Annotated in this window: 17 protein-coding genes and 1 pseudogene; 7 read left to right on the top strand and 11 right to left on the bottom strand. The window is 34.5% G+C overall.

Annotated elements, in window-relative coordinates; genetic code table 11:
* Window positions 1-155, top strand: a pseudogene (locus ACIQLB_RS08430) (CatA-like O-acetyltransferase); the annotation flags it as partial.
* Between the two features lie 171 nt (window positions 156-326).
* On the opposite strand, the gene ACIQLB_RS08425 reads toward ACIQLB_RS08430, so the two are convergent.
* The 5 genes from ACIQLB_RS08425 to ACIQLB_RS08405 all read right to left on the bottom strand — a co-directional run bounded on the left by ACIQLB_RS08425 (window position 327) and on the right by ACIQLB_RS08405 (window position 5,111).
* Complete coding sequence (locus tag ACIQLB_RS08425) at window positions 327-1,061, bottom strand: DUF2087 domain-containing protein (RefSeq protein WP_400723703.1); 735 nt, start codon at window positions 1,059-1,061, stop codon at window positions 327-329.
* Between the two features lie 241 nt (window positions 1,062-1,302).
* Window positions 1,303-2,130, bottom strand: coding sequence for a MetQ/NlpA family ABC transporter substrate-binding protein (locus ACIQLB_RS08420; RefSeq protein ID WP_400723700.1), 828 nt, complete (start codon window positions 2,128-2,130; stop codon window positions 1,303-1,305).
* An 18-nt stretch (window positions 2,131-2,148) separates the two neighbouring features.
* A complete protein-coding gene (locus ACIQLB_RS08415; protein WP_400723697.1) occupies window positions 2,149-2,802 on the bottom strand; it encodes a methionine ABC transporter permease in 654 nt (217 codons plus the stop codon).
* The gene (locus tag ACIQLB_RS08410) at window positions 2,799-3,824 is read right to left on the bottom strand and encodes a methionine ABC transporter ATP-binding protein (protein ID WP_400723694.1); all 1,026 of its coding nucleotides are present in this window, start codon (window positions 3,822-3,824) and stop codon (window positions 2,799-2,801) included. Before ACIQLB_RS08410 ends, ACIQLB_RS08415 begins: the two co-directional genes overlap by 4 nt.
* Window positions 3,825-3,932: 108 nt before the next feature.
* On the bottom strand, window positions 3,933-5,111 hold the full coding sequence (locus ACIQLB_RS08405; protein ID WP_400723691.1) for a M20 metallopeptidase family protein: 1,179 nt from the start codon (window positions 5,109-5,111) through the stop codon (window positions 3,933-3,935).
* 565 nt (window positions 5,112-5,676) lie between these two features.
* Here ACIQLB_RS08405 and ACIQLB_RS08400 point away from each other — a divergent pair.
* The 3 genes from ACIQLB_RS08400 to ACIQLB_RS08390 all read left to right on the top strand — a co-directional run bounded on the left by ACIQLB_RS08400 (window position 5,677) and on the right by ACIQLB_RS08390 (window position 8,003).
* Window positions 5,677-6,141 (top strand): CYTH domain-containing protein, encoded by a 465-nt coding sequence (locus ACIQLB_RS08400; protein ID WP_400723688.1) that lies wholly within the window; start codon window positions 5,677-5,679, stop codon window positions 6,139-6,141.
* Window positions 6,142-6,680: 539 nt separating this feature from the next.
* The gene (locus ACIQLB_RS08395) at window positions 6,681-7,364 is read left to right on the top strand and encodes a GntR family transcriptional regulator (RefSeq protein WP_400723685.1); all 684 of its coding nucleotides are present in this window, start codon (window positions 6,681-6,683) and stop codon (window positions 7,362-7,364) included.
* 21 nt (window positions 7,365-7,385) lie between these two features.
* On the top strand, window positions 7,386-8,003 hold the full coding sequence (locus tag ACIQLB_RS08390; RefSeq protein ID WP_400723682.1) for a sterol desaturase family protein: 618 nt from the start codon (window positions 7,386-7,388) through the stop codon (window positions 8,001-8,003).
* A 675-nt stretch (window positions 8,004-8,678) separates the two neighbouring features.
* Here ACIQLB_RS08390 and ACIQLB_RS08385 read toward each other — a convergent pair.
* The 4 genes from ACIQLB_RS08385 to ACIQLB_RS08370 form a co-directional block, all read right to left on the bottom strand.
* Complete coding sequence (locus tag ACIQLB_RS08385) at window positions 8,679-8,936, bottom strand: hypothetical protein (RefSeq protein WP_400724050.1); 258 nt, start codon at window positions 8,934-8,936, stop codon at window positions 8,679-8,681.
* Window positions 8,937-9,162: 226 nt separating this feature from the next.
* Window positions 9,163-10,992, bottom strand: coding sequence for an ABC transporter ATP-binding protein (locus ACIQLB_RS08380; RefSeq protein ID WP_400723679.1), 1,830 nt, complete (start codon window positions 10,990-10,992; stop codon window positions 9,163-9,165).
* Window positions 10,985-12,748, bottom strand: a complete 1,764-nt coding sequence (locus tag ACIQLB_RS08375; RefSeq protein WP_400723676.1) for an ABC transporter ATP-binding protein — start codon at window positions 12,746-12,748, stop codon at window positions 10,985-10,987. The genes ACIQLB_RS08380 and ACIQLB_RS08375 overlap by 8 nt, the downstream gene beginning before the upstream one ends.
* 71 nt (window positions 12,749-12,819) lie before the next feature.
* On the bottom strand, window positions 12,820-13,266 hold the full coding sequence (locus ACIQLB_RS08370; protein ID WP_400723673.1) for a MarR family winged helix-turn-helix transcriptional regulator: 447 nt from the start codon (window positions 13,264-13,266) through the stop codon (window positions 12,820-12,822).
* Between the two features lie 380 nt (window positions 13,267-13,646).
* Here ACIQLB_RS08370 and ACIQLB_RS08365 point away from each other — a divergent pair, with 380 nt between their 5' ends.
* Window positions 13,647-14,159: a peroxiredoxin family protein gene (locus ACIQLB_RS08365; RefSeq protein ID WP_400723670.1), complete on the top strand. Its 513-nt coding sequence runs from the start codon at window positions 13,647-13,649 to the stop codon at window positions 14,157-14,159.
* Window positions 14,160-14,364: 205 nt separating this feature from the next.
* Here ACIQLB_RS08365 and ACIQLB_RS08360 read toward each other — a convergent pair whose 3' ends face one another.
* Together ACIQLB_RS08360 and ACIQLB_RS08355 are read right to left on the bottom strand one after the other, a co-directional pair.
* Window positions 14,365-15,210, bottom strand: coding sequence for a nucleotidyltransferase (locus ACIQLB_RS08360; protein WP_400723667.1), 846 nt, complete (start codon window positions 15,208-15,210; stop codon window positions 14,365-14,367).
* A 269-nt stretch (window positions 15,211-15,479) separates the two neighbouring features.
* On the bottom strand, window positions 15,480-17,609 hold the full coding sequence (locus tag ACIQLB_RS08355) for a type IA DNA topoisomerase (RefSeq protein ID WP_400723664.1): 2,130 nt from the start codon (window positions 17,607-17,609) through the stop codon (window positions 15,480-15,482).
* A gap of 421 nt (window positions 17,610-18,030) precedes the next feature.
* On the opposite strand from ACIQLB_RS08355, the gene ACIQLB_RS08350 reads away from it, so the two are divergent.
* Together ACIQLB_RS08350 and ACIQLB_RS08345 are read left to right on the top strand one after the other, a co-directional pair.
* Complete coding sequence (locus ACIQLB_RS08350) at window positions 18,031-19,371, top strand: erythromycin esterase family protein (RefSeq protein WP_400723661.1); 1,341 nt, start codon at window positions 18,031-18,033, stop codon at window positions 19,369-19,371.
* Between the two features lie 203 nt (window positions 19,372-19,574).
* Complete coding sequence (locus ACIQLB_RS08345; RefSeq protein WP_400723658.1) at window positions 19,575-20,153, top strand: sensor domain-containing protein; 579 nt, start codon at window positions 19,575-19,577, stop codon at window positions 20,151-20,153.
* Window positions 20,154-20,160: the final 7 nt, after the last annotated feature.

Here is a 20,160-nt window from a genome sequence, read left to right as displayed (position 1 = left end):
ATGATTTTCAATAAAATTGATCGAAAGAGCTGGCATCGACACGAATATTTGAGCATTATATTACCCAACAAACAACATTTAGTATGACGTCAAAAATAGATATTAGCATTCTTTATAAAAACATTAAAAAAAATAACTTCAAATTTTATCCGGCACGCTTTTCTAATCCCTCCTTATGTAACAAAAATTCACTTCCACTACTAATTTGTAATTTTTCTCATAACCCAAATTTTTGCGCCATAAAACAGAAATTAAAAGAAAAAATAGCACCAACAAAAGTTATTTCTAGGAATATTCGGGTAATAAAAATCATCTATGCTCGTTCTTTAAACCTCTTTTACCCAATACGTTGTACAATCGTCACTTCGATCTAGGAAACCATATTCAATTAAGTATCTTCTTATGGATACATAATCGCTATAAATAAGCTTTAAAATCTCATTTACTTCTTTTTCATTATATTTACGCCCTACCGCAAAATTCGTTACAATATGTTGCAGTAAAATTATTTTTCGTTTTTCCTTACTTGGAAAACTATCAATTGAACCATCTAAGCCATTTTTAAAATACGTCGCTAGTACTTCTTCTTTCTCGTCTACTGTAATCGCATAACGCTCATCCACCTGTGTTGCCCCCTTATGAATTGGTTCGTATACTTTTGTTGTTTCTAATACCTGCATAATAGCCAGAAAAACTTTTGCTTGTTTTTCTTTTTCTTTCAATTTAAATCGATGTTGTCGAATTGTTGAAATGCTATTTGCAGAAGTGCTATTAATAATTTCCTTATCTGGCGCCCCTGTTGCAAATAGCTTCAGCAATTCGGTTTGGATATCTGATAACCCTGTATACTTCTTATCTAATTGAAGCAATGCTGCAAACACAGAGATATGTTCATTCTCTATATGGAGTTGTATAGCTTTTTTAGCCCTAAAAAATCGATTATCTATTTTGAACACTTCTTCGACATCAAATATTTCGTTACAAAAGATACACTCATAGCCATCACCTGTGCTTACATATCCCTTTGATAACTCCTCTATTGTCACATCACTTATATTCATAAACAAAACCTCTCCGTGTTTATCATTTAATAAACAATATATAATAAATTTATTTTTTGTAAACGAAATTACGATTTGTTTATTTTAATGAAAAAAAAGAAGAATCCATTTTGACAATAATCAATCAAAATAGATTCCTCTAGGTAAAGCATCTTAAAAGAAACGATGGACATATCGATTTTTTATACAAAATCTTTTAGCACTAGAGAATTTCTAGCAATAAATACTGATTACAATAGGATTAATCATTTTTTGGGACAAACCAATAGTTATCTTTGTTATTTTCATCCATGTACTTTTTAAACTCTTGAGAATTATAGGCGTCTTTTACTGCTTTTGCCCAATCAGTATCTTTATTTTTTTCAGCTACTACTGCTACTAATTCGTAATTTTTCACAACATCTTCTTGCAATATTGCATTTTTCGCATCAATTCCTGAAGAAAATACGATACTTCCTGGGATTACACCATAATCCAAGTCTTCTAATGTACGTGGGATTTGAGCTGATTCCATTTCTTTTATTTCTAACTCATATTTATTTTCAACGATATCTTGTGCTGTTGCTTGAATTGGATCTATACCTTCTTTAATTTTTATCCAACCTGCTTTTTGTAGAATGGCATATGCACGAGCTGCATTTGATGGATCTTGTGGAATACCAATTACGTCGCCTTTTTTAACATCATCTAATGATTTCTTTTTACCAGGGAATAAAGCTGCTGGTACTGTTGGAACAGCTGTTAAAGAAACAAGGGATGAGCCACTTTCCTTATTGAAATTGTTCATATAAGCTGTATGTTGGTCCACGTTTAAATCTATGCCACCATCTGCTAATGCAACATCCGCTTGTCGCAAATCTGTAAATTCTGTGTCTTCTACTTTATATCCTTTATCTTCTAAAATTGGCTTTACAGCTTTTAAAAATAATTCACTATAAGGCCCAGGTGACGTGCCGACTTTAATTGTTTTCTTATTATCTGATGAGCTTGAATCAGAATCTGAATTTCCGCAAGCTACTAAAAAAATGGCAAGCGATAATAGAAGAAATGCTGAAATATATTTTTTCATAAACGTATGACCCCTTTTTTATTGATGTCTAATTTTTTTTGCTAAATAACTGCCGAGTGATTGGATAAGTTGCACAATAATAATTAAAATAACGACAGTTAAAATAATGACAAATGTATTAAAACGTTGATAACCGTATGATATGGCTAAATTCCCTATACCACCGCCCCCAACCGTACCAGCCATCGCAGTTGCTCCAATCAATCCAATTGTTGCGGTTGTTAGCGTTAATATAATAGAAGCAAGTGCTTCAGGGATTAAAAAATGTCGTACAATTTGTAAAGGCTTTGCGCCTAATGATTTTGCTAATTCGATAATTCCAGGATTCACTTCTAATAGAGATGTTTCCACTAATCGTGCAATAAATGGCGCAATATAAATAATTAGCGGAACAATCGCTGCCTCTGTACCATATGTTTTTCCAACAATTAAACGTGTAAACGGAACGATCGCTACGAGCAAAATAATAAACGGTAATGAACGAATAATATTAATAATTGAATTTAAGATGAAATAAACAATTTTATTTTCTTTAATACCATTCGGCCTTGTAAGTACTAGAAATAGTGCAAGTGGTAACCCTAATAACGTTCCAATTAATAATGATACAGAAACCATATAAACGGTTTCGATCATGGCCTGCCAAATAATATCAGGGGAAATCCGATTCATATTTTCACATCCTCTACGATGACATTAAATTCTCTAATAAATGCTTTAATTTCTTGGATGATTGACTCATTTGCAGAAAAAGCGATAGTAAAGATGCCTAAGGTAGTTCCCTCTAGTTCTGTAACATTGGCAAAGACAATATTGCTTTCTACATGATTAAAACGTTTATTTAGTTGATATAATAACGAACTAGCCGTATTTTCTCCTAAAAACTTTAGCCGTAATAACGTATACGTATGTTGATTTTTTTGATAAAAATCTAATAAATCTTTTGGAATTTTATTTGGAATAACCGTTTCTACAAAATCTTTAGTAGTCGGTTCGTTCGGTTGACCGAACACTTGAATAACATTTCCTGTCTCAACTAATTGACCATTTTCCATCACAGCTACTTTATTACAAAGATCCCGAATAACTTCCATCTCATGTGTAATTAATAGAATGGTTATATTAAACTGTTCATTGATTCGTTTTAACAATGCTAAAATTGATTTTGTCGTTTTAGGATCGAGTGCAGAGGTTGCCTCATCGCATAATAAAATTTCAGGATTTGTGACAAGTGCACGCGCAATCCCAACGCGTTGTTTCTGACCTCCAGAAAGTTGATTCGGATAATTTTTAACTTTATCTTCTAACCCTACAAATGAAAGCATTTCCTTCACTTTTCTATCGATTTGTTCTTTACTTTCATTTCGTAGTTTTAATGGCAAAGCGACATTGTCAAAAACAATTTTTGACTCAAGTAAATTAAAATGTTGAAAAATCATACTAATCTTTTTCTTATTTACAATTTTCTCCTTTGGACTTAATGTTTGAATATCCTTTCCGTCTACGATGATTTGTCCAGAAGTCGGATTTTCTAAGCCATTTACCATCCGAATTAATGTACTTTTACCTGCTCCACTATAGCCAATAATTCCGAATATATCTCCTTTATGAACTTCTAGAGAAACATCATTTAAAGCGATTATTTTCTTTTTCTTTTGATAAAATTCTTTTACGATATATTTAAAGACAATCAAGGTATCATTCCTCCAGATTCATTTACTACTAAACAGAAAATATGGGCTTCATTCTATCAAGTGAGTGTATCGATTTTACATTTTTCTAATCGACATAGTTCTCAGAGATTAATCGATCAAGAAATGATTGGCAATTTTCAGGAACAATTCCCCTGTATTAAGTAGTGCTCGTTCATCAAAATCAAATTTTGGATGATGATGAGGATATTGTGTATTTGGATCTTCATTATGAGCGCCTACATAAAAGAAATTACCAGGTTTTTCTTGTAAATAGTAAGCAAAGTCTTCCGCTCCTAACACCGGTTCTTTCTGAATAAAAGCACGCTCTCCAAACTGCTCTTTTATGAATTGCTCCACAATTGCAGCCTCTTCTACTGGATTAACAAGTACCGGATAACCATGTAGGTAATCTAATTCAAACTCTATATAATTAGTAATCTTTAGCCCTTCTAAAATTGCTCGGATTTCCTTTTCTATCTGAGCACGAACATCTTTATTCAATGCACGAACGGTTCCTTCTAATACAGCAGAGTCTGCAATTACATTAAAGGCATTTCCAGCATGTATACTTCCAACCGTTACAACTGCCGCTTCTGTTGGATTAATACGACGACTAACAATTTGTTGTAGATGTTGAACTAAATGAGTTGCCGCAATAATGGAGTCTTTCGTTTCATGTGGTCGAGCTCCATGCCCGCCCTTCCCAAAAATCCGAATCGTAAAAGCATCAACTGAGGCCATTGTTGCACCTGAAGCGGTTGATAGCTTACCAACAGGCAGATCTGTCGCTACATGGGCACCGAACACATAATCTACATCATCTAAAACCCCATCTTCAATCATAAATTTCGCCCCACCTGGTGGCTTTTCTTCTGCTGGCTGGAAAATAAATTTAGCTGCTCCACGAATACTGTCCTTATGTTTTTGAAGAACTTTTGCCACAGCGAGTAAGGCAGCTGTATGCCCATCATGTCCACAGGCATGCATAACGCCAGGCACTGTGGATTTATATGTAACTTCTTTTTGATCCTCGATCGGTAATGCATCAAAATCTGCTCGAAATGCAATCGTTTTTCCCGGCTCTCCACCTTGAATAAATCCGACTACACCTTTATCACCAACGTTTTCCTGAACAGAAATTCCATAACTTTTTAATGTATCCGCTATAAAGTGAGATGTTTTTTCTTCTTGAAAAGAAAGCTCTGGGTTTTGATGTAAATAGCGACGATTTTCTACAATCTCTTCAAATAATCCGCTCAAATCTTTTGTCAGTGTTTCAATTGTCATTCCTTAACCCTCCTCCTATTAGTTAATCATTCAATATATTCGAACAATTAATACGATTTTAAACATACAAAACCAATAAGTCAACTATGTTTTAATTTTATATTCATTCATTAAATGAAACAGCCACCTAGCCTTGATTAAAAGATGGCTGCAAAAGCCTGTCTATTCTACAGTGATAAAGTGATTATTAGTTTTACCTATCGAGCTTTTACAAACAGTTTTATTTCGGCTTGCATCTTATTACACTCAACTTCGTACGCAGTTTGTTCGATTTGAGGGGTTACCAGATTTATTAAACAATTTAATCCAATTGATCATTTAGGAATACAAAAAAGCCAAGAAACACTGGTAAATTAACGTTTCTTGGCTTTTCTATGATTCCGAGCAAACAAAGCCTACTTTTATCGTCGAAAACCCACATTTTTAAGGGAACTTCTATCAGAGCCTATCAATTAAAAATATTTTTGGCTTATAATGGATTACAATACATATATATAATTTCTCAATTGAGATACATAAAGGTTCCGTTATAGAAACCATAAATTAATATTGGGAGGTCATCATTTTGCAAGAAATTGAACGCAAGTTTTTAATCGGTGAACTTCCTAAGGGAATGATTCCGTTTGAAACAAAAACAGTTTATCAAAATTACCTAACGGTGCACGGGATTGAAGAAGTAAGAATTCGAAAACAGGTGGAAGGGGGTATCGAGAAATTTGATATGTCCTACAAAAGCGGAAGCGGTATGATTCGAAACGAAATCAAATTCAATATCAGCAAAGATGCTTTCATCGATTTAGACAACCTAGCATTAAAACCTGGTGTAGAAAAGTATCGACGATTCTTCGATTACAAAGGACACGATTTAATGATCGATATCTTTGTAAACCCAGAGTTAGTTGTAGCCGAAATAGAATTCGAAAGCGAACAACAAGCAAAAGAATTCACACCTCCATCGTGGTTCGGAAAAGAAGTTACACACTCAAAAGAATATAAAACCAAAAATATCTGGAGAGACCTTATTCATTAAGGTTTTTTTCAGTTATATAACTTACTTTTTCATACGAATTCAGAGCATTTAGGGCGAATCATACATTCACTCCGCCTTGTTAATAAGATGGTTTTGCTTCGTAAATCGCTGTAGATCAACCTTTTATCATATAGTGACTATAAACCACTATTTCAACCGATTAATGACTATATATCGTCCTACATCAGTCATTTGATCTGAAATAAGCCACTTTCCCCCTCACAATTTACATTCAGATCGAACAGCACCTCATTCCATAATTCCAGATTGATAATAGCATTATGTATCCTTATTTAATGCTCTTCCCTCTTTATATTAATTAGTTCCATTGGTTAGTTCCTGTATCATATGTTGTACTTGTTTGATTCAAATAAATTAAATTTATAATGCATCCTACTATGTATTTCAGGGGTTGTTTGATAATTCTATTTATAAAAATTCGCCCTTTTTTATTGACAGAAAATTCAGATTTGATATATAATTTTTGGTATTACCACTGACTTTAATTTGTATTACCATAAAACAAAGGAGACGATGATTTGAAAGAAAAGGAACGCTCCTCAGATAAAATTGAGAATGAATTAATTAGATCCATATTGGCTGGTGTTTATTCTGTAGGAAGTACTTTACCACCGGAAAGAGAGCTTGCAAAAGAATTTGGTGTTGGTCGTCCAACTATTCGGGAGGCACTTCAACGTTTAGGAAGGGGTGGGTGGATAACAGGAAAAAAAGGAATGCCTGCGACTGTTAATGATTATTGGTGCGAAGGGAATCTAACGACACTTGTTAATATTGTTGAGAATCATCCGATCATAACAGATGAATTTATCATGTACTTATTAGAATTAAGAAGTTCCTTGACTCCGACTTATATTCGTAATGCTGTTACGTTTAATCAACCTAAAGTAGTTGCTCTCCTTGCCAATCTAGAGCAGCTTGAAGATAGTGCAGTAAGCTATGCAGCATTTGATTGGGATTTGCAAAAGAGGTGTGCCGGCCTTGCTGTCAATCCAATCTTTCTACTCATTTTAAATAGCTTCGATTCCATTTATATAGATATGGCGAAAAGATATTTTTCTGTAAAAGATCATCGTGAGTTGTCCTTCAACTATTACCACGACTTATTAAAAGCTGCATTAAAGGGAGATGCACTGGAAGCGGAAAGGTTGTCTATGACAACAATGGCGAAAAGCTTAGCTCTCTGGAAAGATAGAAAAAAATAAAGAATACTGGAGGCGTGATAAATGAGATTGAAATATTTGAAAGAATATTTTTCCTACCCTGATATATTAATCATGACCTGTCTATTCCTCATTAGCTTTGGATTTATGATTCTACATTTAACCTCTATCGGAATTTTGGGTGCTTTTATTCTGGGAATGATTATGTATTCCTTAGCTGAGTATGTTACACACAGGTTTCTTTTTCATCTGAAACCACCAAAGAATGCATTCTTGTTAAAAATGCTTAAACGCTTACATTATGACCACCATTCAAATCCAAATGAATTACATTTATTATTTTTACCCTTATGGTATAGTGTGCCAAACATTGCAATTGTAGCAGCGATTTTTTATATTCTTTCATCTAGCTTTATAATGACAAACGCATTTATTGCAGGTATCATGCTCTTTTTATTATATTATGAGTGGAAGCATTATATCGCCCATCGCCCCCTTCGGCCAATATCTCCATGGGGGCGTTGGATGAAAAAGGTTCATTTATGGCATCATTTCAAAAATGAAAATTACTGGTATGGTGTTACGAACCCCGCCTATGATTTTCTCATGGGTACCTTTAAAAACCAAAAGGATGTTGCTCAAAGTAAAACTGCTAAAAATCTAGAGAAACGTGGCGACTAGCAAATAGAATTATAAAAAATATGCCTTCAAGGTAAAATATTCAGTCCTATTCTGTCTTTAAGATAAAAATCCAATCATCGTTATTTGATGATTGGATTTAAACTTCACTTACTTATGATAAGGTTCTCCTTAACTAATGTTAAATTGTATTTCTTCTTTCCCTCGTACGACTATATCTATTGTTAATTAATAAAATAAACATTTTCTTCAATTAACCTGCATAGTTACTTATAAATTAAAGCTGAATACAGTGAAAAACTTTTAATATAAAATCACGTTCTGGTATCTGTAAATTATGATACGATTCTAAAAAAGGAGTGTTATCATAAGCTATTTCTTTCAGTTTAATTTCAATTGCTTCCTTCGATAATGTAATAATCGCATAAGGCGCAGTTAAGAAGATGATGCAGCATTACTTCAAATGCTTCAAAACATTTGCTATGACTGATTTTTAACAAAAGTGCAAAAACAATGCATAAACAATGTTCATTAGAAAAGCCACGAATGTCGATTTCACAACATTCATGGCTTTTTGGTGTATTTCCAAACTTGCATATGGGAACGTTATTAGGTTTGTTTATGTATACGTTATTAATCCTTGTGGAATTTTAGCACACATTGAATCAGAAAAGTGGGGCTTATTCAACAATCACGCCCTTTTCTTGAAGGGAATTTTTAAGGCTCACTAATCCCTACTGCAAGTAATAGAAAATAAACGAATACTAACACTGCGCCGTTTAACAAAATTCCTATAATAATAAACCATAGTTTTTTAGATAAGATAGCAAAGATAATGCCAAGTACAGAAAGCACTGTAAACACACTTATACCTAAAGTTAAGTTAGCGTTAGGTCCTCTGATTATAAAGAAAAAAATAATACTTATTGCTACGGTCAAAACTGATAAAACTCCCAATATATTCTTGTTCAAAATTGTAACCCCCTTTGGTCTCTTTCTATTGATTTGATTCCTAAACTCTTGTTGAACTATCCTGCGTAGTTAGTTTAACTACATTTCTTCACAAAATTTAAATCTATTTTAACATAAATATCCAATAAAAAAATCACCTCTAAGGAACGAGGTGATTATTATCAATCTTAGTTATTCACGAAGCTACACCCTGCCCTAGTAGCCTAAAGCGAATAGATGGCATTCAATTTTAAGAAGCATCTTCAAACTGACTATTATATAGATCCGCATAGAATCCTTTTTCTGCAATCAGTTCTTCATGATTACCACTTTCAATAATGTCTCCGTCTTTCATAACTAAAATTAAATCTGCATTTTTAATTGTTGAAAGTCTATGTGCAATAACAAATGATGTTCTGCCCACCATCAATTTATCCATTGCTTTTTGAATCAGTGCTTCCGTACGCGTATCAACGGAGCTTGTTGCTTCATCTAAGATAAGCAATGGTGCTTTTTTAACCATTGCCCTTGCAATCGTAATAAGCTGTTTCTGTCCTACAGATAAACTTGTATTATCATTTAAAACTGTATCATAACCTTTTGGCAGCGTTCGAATAAAGTGGTGTAAGCCTACTGCCTTACAAGCTGCAACCACTTTTTCATCGGTTACATGCTCTTTGTTATAAATGATATTTTCCTTAATGGTACCTTCGAAAAGCCAAGTATCTTGCAGCACCATGCAAAATAAGTCATGAACATTTTTACGAGTGATTGACTTAGTCGATACATCCTCAATCATGATTTCCCCACTGTCTATTTCATAGAAACGCATGAGAAGATTAACAAGCGTTGTTTTACCAGCCCCAGTAGGTCCGACAATGGCCACTTTTTGACCGGCTTCTAGATGAGCAGAAAAATCTTTAATAATAAGTTTCTCTTTTGTATATCCGAACTTCACGTTTTTAAATTCTACATTACCTTTTACATCTTTAGCATCTAAAGTGACTTTCTTATCACTTTCATCTTGAAGCTCCTCTTCTTGTAAGAACTCAAATACACGTTCGCTTGCTGCGGCAGTTGACTGCAAGCTTGTAGCGGCCTGTGCTAATTGAGACAACGGCTGCGTAAATAAGCGGATATACACCATAAATGAAACAATAACACCAAATGTTATAGAACCTTTCACTACTAATGCAGCACCTACTACACACACAACAACATAACCTAAATTTCCAATGAAGATCATGAGTGGCATCATCATCCCTGACATAAACTGTGCTCGCCAAGCGCTATTAAAAAGACTTTCATTGATTTCATTAAATTCTTCTGTCGCCGCTTTTTCACCGTTATAAACCTTCATGACATTATGCCCTGAATAGATTTCTTCAATATGGCCATTTATTCTACCAAGGTCCTGCTGCTGGCGTACGAAGTACTTACGGGATTTGGATATAATAAATGTCATGAATATAAATCCAACGAAAGTTGCTGCAATGGCAGAAAGAGCCATCGTCACATTAATAGAGAACATCATAATCAAAGATCCAAAGAACATAACTCCCGCTGTCACTAATGAACCGATACTTTGGTTTAGAGACTGTCCAATCATATCTACATCATTCGTGACACGACTTAACACATCTCCGTAGGTTGTAGAGTCAAAATATTTCAACGGCAATCTATCGATTTTGTTCGAAATATCTGTACGTAACCTTTTGGAAACTCGCTGCGTAATAGTAGCCATAATAAACGCCTGAATATAATTGAATATAAAGCTCAATCCATACAAAATAGCAAGTAACAGACCAATTTTTCCTATTGCCGTAATATCAATTTCACCAGGCATGCCATCTATTATCAAATCGGTGATCTCACTCAGCTTATTGGGTCCAATGATCGTGAAAATTGTTCCTGCAATTGCCAATACAATGGCAAAGATTATCGTTGGTAAATAAGGTTTACAATAAGCAATCAATTTTCCCATAGGCTTTTTAAAATTCTTTGGCTTTTCTCCAGGAGCCATCATATGACCTGGACCACCGGGACCTCTTCGGGGCTTATTTGTTTGTGTATTACTCATTTTCCAACTCCTCCTTCGATAGCTGCGAATAGGCAATTTCCTGATAAGTGTTACAAGTTTTCAATAATTCACTATGTTTCCCCATACCAACGATTTTACCTTCATCAAGAACAATGATTTTATCAGCATCTTTAATCGTTCCAATTCGCTGTGCCACAATCAAAGAAGTTGCACCTTTCGTCTCTTTTTTCAAGGTAGAACGAAGTTGACGGTCTGTTTTATAATCTAGGGCAGAGAACGAGTCATCAAAAATAAAGATTTCTGGATATCTATTCACAGCTCTTGCAATAGAAAGACGTTGTTTTTGTCCCCCTGAAAGATTTGTACCACCTTGGGCAATAGTTGCATCATATTCGCCTTCCATTTTCTCCACAAACTCTTGCCCTTGGGCAATTTCCACCGCTTTTTTGATCTCCTCATCTGTGGATGAAGTCTGCCCGTTATCACCATAGGCAACATTAGATTTTACCGTACCTGAAAATAATACGGCTTTTTGAGAAACGTAGCCAAGCTTATTATAAAGAGCTTCTTGTGCATATTCTTTCACATTAATGCCGTCGACTAATACCTCTCCCTCAGTAGCATCGTAAAATCTTGGGATTAAATTAATTAGCGTACTCTTACCACTACCCGTAGAACCGATAAAAGCAACAGTTTCGCCTTTATGTGCTGTAAAGCTAATATCCTTTAAAACATAGTCTTCTGCATCAGGATATTTAAAACTAACATTACGCAGTTCGATTTCACCTTCGATTCCCTTAGGGGACGATTTTATTTTTCCATCCATAATTGTCTGAGGTGTATTTAGTACTTCATTAATACGTGCTGCAGATACTGCTGCTCTCGGTAGCAAAATGAATGTCATTGATAATAGCATAAATGCCATAACTACCTGCATAGCATAAGATGAAAATACGACCATATCACTAAACTTACCAATTCTATCCATACCCGCTGCATTATTAATTAAATGCGCTCCAATCCAATAGATTGAAAGAGTTAAACCTGACATAATCAGACCCATCCCCGGTTGCATAAGGGCCATAAGGCGGTTCACAAAAAGATTTGTATCAGTTAAATTGTTATTTACTTTTTCAAATTTTTCTTCCTGATACCCTTGTGCGTTATAAGCATGAACAACACGAATACCAGTTAAACCTTCTCTTGTTACTCGGTTAAGATTATCTGTCAGTTTTTGAACGACTTTAAATTTCGGTAGCACAAAGATGATTAGGTTACCTATCAAAATAAGTAAAACAATGACAGCTACCCCTGTTGCCGCTGACCACTCCCAACTTTTCCCCATGATCTTCAAAATAGCCCATGTTGCAAGGATAGGAGCTTTGATCATAACTTGAAGACCCATAGCAACAGTTTGCTGTATTTGCGTTATATCATTAGTAGAACGAGTAATTAGGCTTGCGATTGAAAAACCATTAATCTCCTCCACAGAGAAAGATAGAGTTTTGTTAAATACTCCTTTTCGCAATTCCTTTGAAAGAGACGTTGCTACCCTTGCCGCAAAATAGCCCACAATGATTGCCAAAATCATACTGCCAAGGGCACATAAAAGCATCTTCCCTCCAGCGGTCCATATATCGCTCGTTTTACTGCCCTCTGTTTGTACAAGGGTCGTAATTTTAGCCATATAATCCGGCAACTTCAAATCCAGCCAAACTTGCCCTACTATGAACACAATACTGGTTACAATTAGCGTCCATTCTTTTGGTTTTAAGTATTTAAATATTTTCAACATGTATGCAGTCCCCCTCAATTTAGTTAGCACGCTAACTATATAGTGAAAAATAATTCAAAATAGCATCTTCATCAAGATTCCAGATTCTCTTTCATGGCATCCATCACTTCAAAAAAAACTTCAAGTTGCTCTTCCCGGATACCTGTTAATAATTTTTGTTCAAGCATTGTTCTACGAGTCATGATACTGTCATGTATTTTCCACGCATCTTCTGTTAAGACAATTTTTTTTAATCTTGAATCGTAGGGAACATTTTGCCTAGTAATCAAACCATTACTTTCCATGGATTTTAGTATTCTAGACGCTGTTGATTTGCGAATAGAAAATTCTCGTTCAAAATCTTTTTGAAACACATCTGTATCTCGATTTTTGTAAAGGTAACTAATCGTCCAACCGTGCATGGCAGTAAGATTATCTTTTTCCATTAGGGTATGGTCCAATTGTCTTCTCATTAAAAGCGATAATGTGCGCAACTCTAATCCAACTGATCTCCTTTTGCTCAATTTTTCTTCCTCCAATATTTCTACGGCCTAACTATCGTATTTAAAAACTAGTTTATTAGCATTCCTGGTGGAACATCTCCATAGTAAAGATACTTATGTCTTTAGGTGCCAATGAATCATGTTAAGATTTATCTTCGTATTCAGTTTGCCATATTGTCTTTAAATAATCCAACAATAAAGTATGCTTATAAATGTCAAAATAACAATGACATTGTGCTTGGGTACATAAATAAATTTCAATAAAGAACGAATGACATAAAAATTGTTAGAGAAGAAGATTTACCTCCAATGAACCTCGGAATTTTGGTATATGTTTTTTTCATTCTACATATCTAATTTAAAATAGGAAATAATACAAAGTGGTCATTAGATTTTCAATTTTAAGGAGGATAAGTATGTCTACATTTAATTTGCGTGACAGAGTACCTGATTTCACTCTTCCAGCAGTGAATGGAGGGGAATTCTCTTTTGTATCCCATCAAAGCCAGCATAAAAGTTGGCATCTTATTATCTTTTTCAGAGGATCATGGTGTCCTGTTTGTCTTCATGACTTAAAAGAGCTTGAGGAAAGCAAAAGTTATTTTGAAGGCAAGAATATACATCTAATTACCATCTCAACGGATCAGTTGGAAAATTTAAAGAAAATGGTTGATGAGCATAACCTTACTTTTACCGTCTTAGCTGATGAAGAGTTAAAAACATTACAAGCATACGATGTATTTTATCACGGTGAAGATGCGCCATATGAGGATCATGGCACGCACGGAGAGCCAGCTTATTTCCTAGTTGATGAAAATGGACAACTACTATATCAACAAAAACAAACAAGTCCATTTGGACGCCCATCATCTACTGAACTTCGCAAGATCGTTCAATATATTGGAAAAAATTTAAAGTCAAATCAATAAACAAAAGTGATCGGGTGCGATAGTAGAGGAACATAAGTAGAAAATGTTCAATCTCAAATGGATTTTTTTATCGTAAATATGATATAAAAGGTAATCACATATGATGATGTGATTACCTTTTTTCATGTGGAATCAATTCGTCTGTAGGCTAAAAAAACAAAACTAATTCCATTTGTGGCAGCTAACGAGAATTCGATTTCGGAAGTTATAATAGTTTCATGTTTAATTCTCTATTGGGATTATAGAATTGTAGCCATTTATCAGCTTCACTAACCATCCACGTTCCAAATTCATTTAAAAACGATAACAATACGTTTGTATCTATTATGGGTGTTATCGCATATTCAAGTGCCTTTTTCATATCTTTTTCCTTTTCAGGAAAATGTTCCAAAAACAATTTATAAGCAGGGTATAAATCCCTTGTATATATATTTTCCTTGGTTATGACAAGTGCAAGTCCTGCTCTTACTATAATTTTCATAATCCACTTGCAACAATCTTTAATATCCTCTATATCAGAATTATCTTGAAGATCTTCACAGGCATTTTTAATTTGACCTTGTAAATGAATTAGGTGCTCATTTGCTAAAGCTTCGTTTGCTTTATATCTTGGTAATTGAGGTATCAAGTCTTCTCCAAACACACATATTCCATGGGTTTTGAGTATGAAACTACTTATTGAAAAAGATGACGTATTTAAAATATCTTCTACGCAGTAAAAACTTAGTTCAATACCATCTACACAAGTATGTTTTTGAGTTAATTCTTGTTCTACTTCTTTTAACCGATTTAACTGCGGTTTATTAAGGTTTTGCTTCGTAACCGCTATTGTGTCTAAGTCAGCCACGCCCTCAATACCTATCCCTTTTGGAATGGATCCCCTTATGTATACACTATGTAAGCCATCTTGAAGATGAGTGGAATACGTATTAACCACATCGTATATCACAGGAAGGAAAATTCGATTGATTTTATTCCAGTCTGAATGGTTAATAATGTAGCCATCTCTATCAGTAACACATAAGCTTCCAATTTCTCTAATAGTAGTCATCACATATCTCCTTTTAAAGATTTATAGTAACTTAGTCTACCTATTATGCTACGCTTCTCGCTGTGGGTTTTATCTTGTAACGAATAAAAACAAATTTCAATAACGACATTACATAGTCATTTTTTTGAATATCTGATTATTATACCTATTTCGTATAAAAATAGGATAAATTTTGGAAGTACATTATGTTGAAATAACCTTCAAAAAACTATACTTAATTTTTAATCCTTTTTTCAGCAAACTCCATCTTCCAGCTAAAGTATTCGCTTTTACTTTTCATTAAACTCAAATTCAATTTTTCCTTCTACCAAACGGAGTGACGCATTAAATTGTTTACCATTCTTTGATTTAAACCCTTTAACCACAGCTGTTTTACCAATCTTACATAAATCATTAATGTTCTTTTCAGTTAGTTTTTTTTCTAATAGCCTTCCTGGGAACGTTTGCTTACAACCATTTTTATAATTCGAACAACCGTAAAAGCTTTTACGCAAACCTATTTTTCCTACTTTACATGTCGGACACATCACAATATCTTTCACAGCATCTGGTTTAAACTGCTCAGCTTCAATTGTAAGTGACTCTAACTGTTTAGGTACCTCCGCTAATAATTGATTAACAAACTTGCCTATGCTTTCAATAAAATGTTTTGCAGAGCCTTCTCCACGACCAATTTTATTTAAGTAAATTTCCCATTTTGCAGTCATAGATGGACTTGAAAGTAATGTTCCTTCAATTGCCCGACATAAAAGCTCCCCTTTAGGCGTAATGCTCACTATGTTTTTTCGTACTTCAATAAATCCATGCTTTTTAATCGTCTCTATAATGCCACTCCGAGTTGCTTCTGTACCAATACCTTCAATCGATTTCAGCACCTCGATTTCCTCTTCATCCTCAACTGATTTACCACATGTTTTCATCATCGTAATGAGTTGCCCTTCTGTATAAGGCCTAGGCGGCGATGTCGTGCCTTCTAGAATAGAAACCTTACTTTGTACCATCTCATCTTGGAATACGACAGGTAACGACTTCTCCCGCTCCTGCAACTCTTTTTCACTTGAAAACAATTCTTTCCAACCTTTTACAAGTTCTGTTTTCCCTACCGTTTTAAACTCTAAATTTTTGACATTCGTTAGTATCGTTTTTTCATCGTATTCATAATCTTGGTGAAACATGGCGAGTGTCGTATTAACTATTTCGAAATAAATATTTCGTTCATCAGCATTCATTGATTGTAATGCTTTTTCTGTTGGCACTTTTTTCGTTGGAATAATAGCATAGTGCTCCCCAACGTTGGCACTGTCGACGTAGCGTTTGTTATTCCCACGATTTATCGCATTAAATGACTTTCCCACGAGCTGCTGATATTTTGCCAATGATTCATTTAAATAGACAAATTCATTATGTGTAATGAGCTGTGAATCGGTACGAGGGTAAGAAACGAGCTTTTTCTCATAAAGTGATTGCGTAAGTTTCAACACATGCGACGGACTGTATTTCCAACGTTTATTGGCGGAGGCTTGTAATGTTGATAACGCATGTAGTTTGGGTGGTGCAATACGCTTCGTTTTGTTCGTTACACTCGTAATTAGACCTGTATCCATCGGTTCAACCCCATGTTGTTGCAATAATTGCACAGCCTCTGCACACTCTTTTGTTTTTAACTTTGCTTTTCCTTTATATACACCATTTTGTGCTTTAAAAACCCCTTCAATTTCATAAAAACTTTCAGGCTTGAAATGTTCGATTTCCTGTTGTCTTTTATAAATTAAGTATACGGTTGGCGATTGCACACGTCCGATAGAAATACTACCCTTAAAGCCCTTTTTTTGTAAAAATAGTGTATATAGGCGACTACAGTTCATACCTACTAACCAATCGCTAATTTGACGTGTTTTTGCTTCTTGGTACATGAGAAGATCACGCTCATTACTTTGCATATTATTAAAACCTTTTCGAATTTCCTCAACTTCTAATGAATTGATCCATAATCGTTTAACAGGCTTATTTACTTTTGTCATTTTTAAAAGTGAGTAGAAGATATTTGAACCTTCACGTTCACTATCACAGCAGTTATAAATCATTGTTACTTGCGGATCACTAAAGATTTTTTTTACTGCATTAAATTGGGAATACATTTTAGAGACAACTTTATCTTCAAATTTTTGTGGGATGATAGGTAATGATTCAAGCGACCATTTCTCCCATTCCTTTTGATATTCTTTTGGTTCCTTTAATTCAACAAGATGACCAACTGCCCAGGTAATTACTGCACCTTCAGGAAAAGTAGAACAAGGTTCCAATTCAATAAATATTTTCTCTTTTTGTTTAATTTTAAATGCGTCTGCATAAGCTCTTGCTTGAGATGGTTTTTCAGCTAAAATAGCGATTTTCCCCATTAGTCATCACATCTTCTTTAAAATATTTTAGTAGCTTTTTAATAAAAACATAAAACTCAACTAATCAGATTAGTTGAGTTTATTGTGAAATACCTTACTACTATCTTACTTTAAACAATTTAAAATATCACTTACTAAAATCTTTGTACCAGAGGCACCCTTCAAATATTTTAAATCTCCAGTCGCAAGCCAATCGATTTCGTCTAGCTTCATTAAAATTTGTGCAATTTTTACAGAGTTGTCATAGCCGATGGTACAAAAGTGTAATGATTAGCCTATGACCTGTGTCAATTAACCTTATGACAATATGTAACTAGAAAATATGATATGGGATTGATAACAATTGAATTAAGGCAATTGATTCGTGCAAGTACATGAATCAATCTTGCTTTTACAAATAATTCAATTGAGGTGGAAAAAAATGAATAAGAAAAGAATAATTGCAATGGTTAGTACAGCTTTATTAGTCACAGGATGTGGAGAAGTAGGAAAGGCTCAAACAGTAGCAGTCGAAAAAGTAGCAGTCGAAAATTCAGGCCAATCAATCCAAAAAAATATAGTTAAATCAATACAATCACAGGCTTACCCATTAAAAACGATAGAGCCGTCAAAATCATTTGAGGATTTAAAACCACTTAAGAAGATGATTGGGAGCGCACAATATGTAGGATTAGGAGAGAATACTCATGGAAGCTCTGAAATTTTCACTATGAAGTTTCGACTTGTGAAATATTTGGTTACTGAGATGGGTTTTACAAATTTCACAATGGAAGAAGATTGGGGAAACGGCTTAAAGTTAAATGAATATATCCAAACAGGAAAAGGAAACCCTAGGGAATTTTTAAACTTGTTATATCCTACTGATGAAATTATAGCCATGATTGAGTGGATGAAAGATTATAATGCTGATCCATCCAATAAAAAAAAGATCCAATTTATTGGGCTCGACTTAAAGGAGTTGGACCAAGGTTGCTTTAATAAAGTAATTGATTATGTAAGGCTGCATCGACCAGATTTGCTGGCAGAAGTAGAAGAAAATTATAAAGAATTGTCGGCTTTTAATGGAAGTACACAGGAATATATGGACCTTGCTCCTGAAATAAAAGAAAAGTTCAAGGCAAACGCTGAGAGAGTAGCTCAATTACTAAAAGATGAGAATAAGCAAGCCAACACAGAAATAGCTTCACCCGAGTACATCTGGGCGAAAGCAACGGCAAGTGCAATAGAGAAATTTACCACAATGCTAATTCCTAACGACTATCCAAGTATGTTAAAGCTACATGAGCAATACTTGGCCGATCATGCAATGTGGGCACAAGAGACATTGGGTGGTAAAACGATGGTATGGGGACACAATGTTCATATAGCTAAAGGAATTATCGATGAGAAATTATACCCTTATGTTGCGGGGCAGTATTTGAAGGAACGTTTAGACAATAATTATGTCACAATTGGCAGTACAACTACGGAGGGGAATTTCACCTTATACAACGACACCGCAGATAAGATTATAACGGATCTGATTCCACAAGATGTAAATAGTTTCAATTATATCCTCGGAAAAGTACCATATAAAATGTTTTTATTGGATAACCGTCACCTTAAAGGACCAGCAGAGAAATGGGTTAAAGCAAAAAGACCATTACTAAGTATAGGGGGACGACTCGTACCGAACGAATCGGCATACTTTGATAAGTCATTGCTTGAGCAATTTGATATTATTTTTCATATTCGAAAAACAAGTCCATCTCATATTAAATAAAAGTACAAAACAATCCGTTCTTGCATCTGCAAGAACGGGATTGTTTGGTGGAGGTTAATAAAAGCATCTTTTTTTAACCAGAAGTAGGTTACTCTCCCCTTTTTAGCATCATTTAGAAATGTCATATGACACTTTTACACTAGTGAGAATGACAAAAAAAGCAGTACAATTCGGTTATTACATAGATAGGAGCGATGAACTTTATGAAATCAAGATTCATCCAGAATGGTTATTTTTTATTGCTAACTTTCGTTACAGGATTGTTTTATTTTTGTTTTTATCTAATAGCTCTGCTATTCAGCTTCACCCTTTCATTTACGGTAATTGGGATTCCACTAGTTATACGCGTACTACAGACTACTACACCTTTTATCCAATTCGAGCGCATACAGACGAAAATTTATACAGATATTTCAACAGACTCTTATGATAGAAGTATAACAATAGATACATCGAACTGGGCTCAGGTGAAATTAGTGCTTACCGATCGTCGCAATTGGTCTGCTGTCTATTGGTTAATGCAGAAATTTGTGATTGGCATTTTTAGTCTCATTTGTGCAACCATTTTTTATATAATGCCACTTATGTTGCTGTTCGCACCACTACTGTATCGCTACATCGAAATGAATATTATATTCATACAGATAGATACTTTTGCCAAGTCACTCTTTGTAATGTCTATGGGTATAGTATTTATCACCATAAGTAGTAGAATAGTAGATGGTTTGACAAAGAAAATTGGGGGCTATACACGTAGCATGATTCGGCAACTAAATCGATAGAAGTTTG

The organism is Lysinibacillus sp. NPDC092081 (genome assembly GCF_044755845.1).
Classification (GTDB): Bacteria; Bacillota; Bacilli; order Bacillales_A; family Planococcaceae; genus Lysinibacillus.
This window is presented reverse-complemented; position numbering and strand designations above follow the sequence as displayed.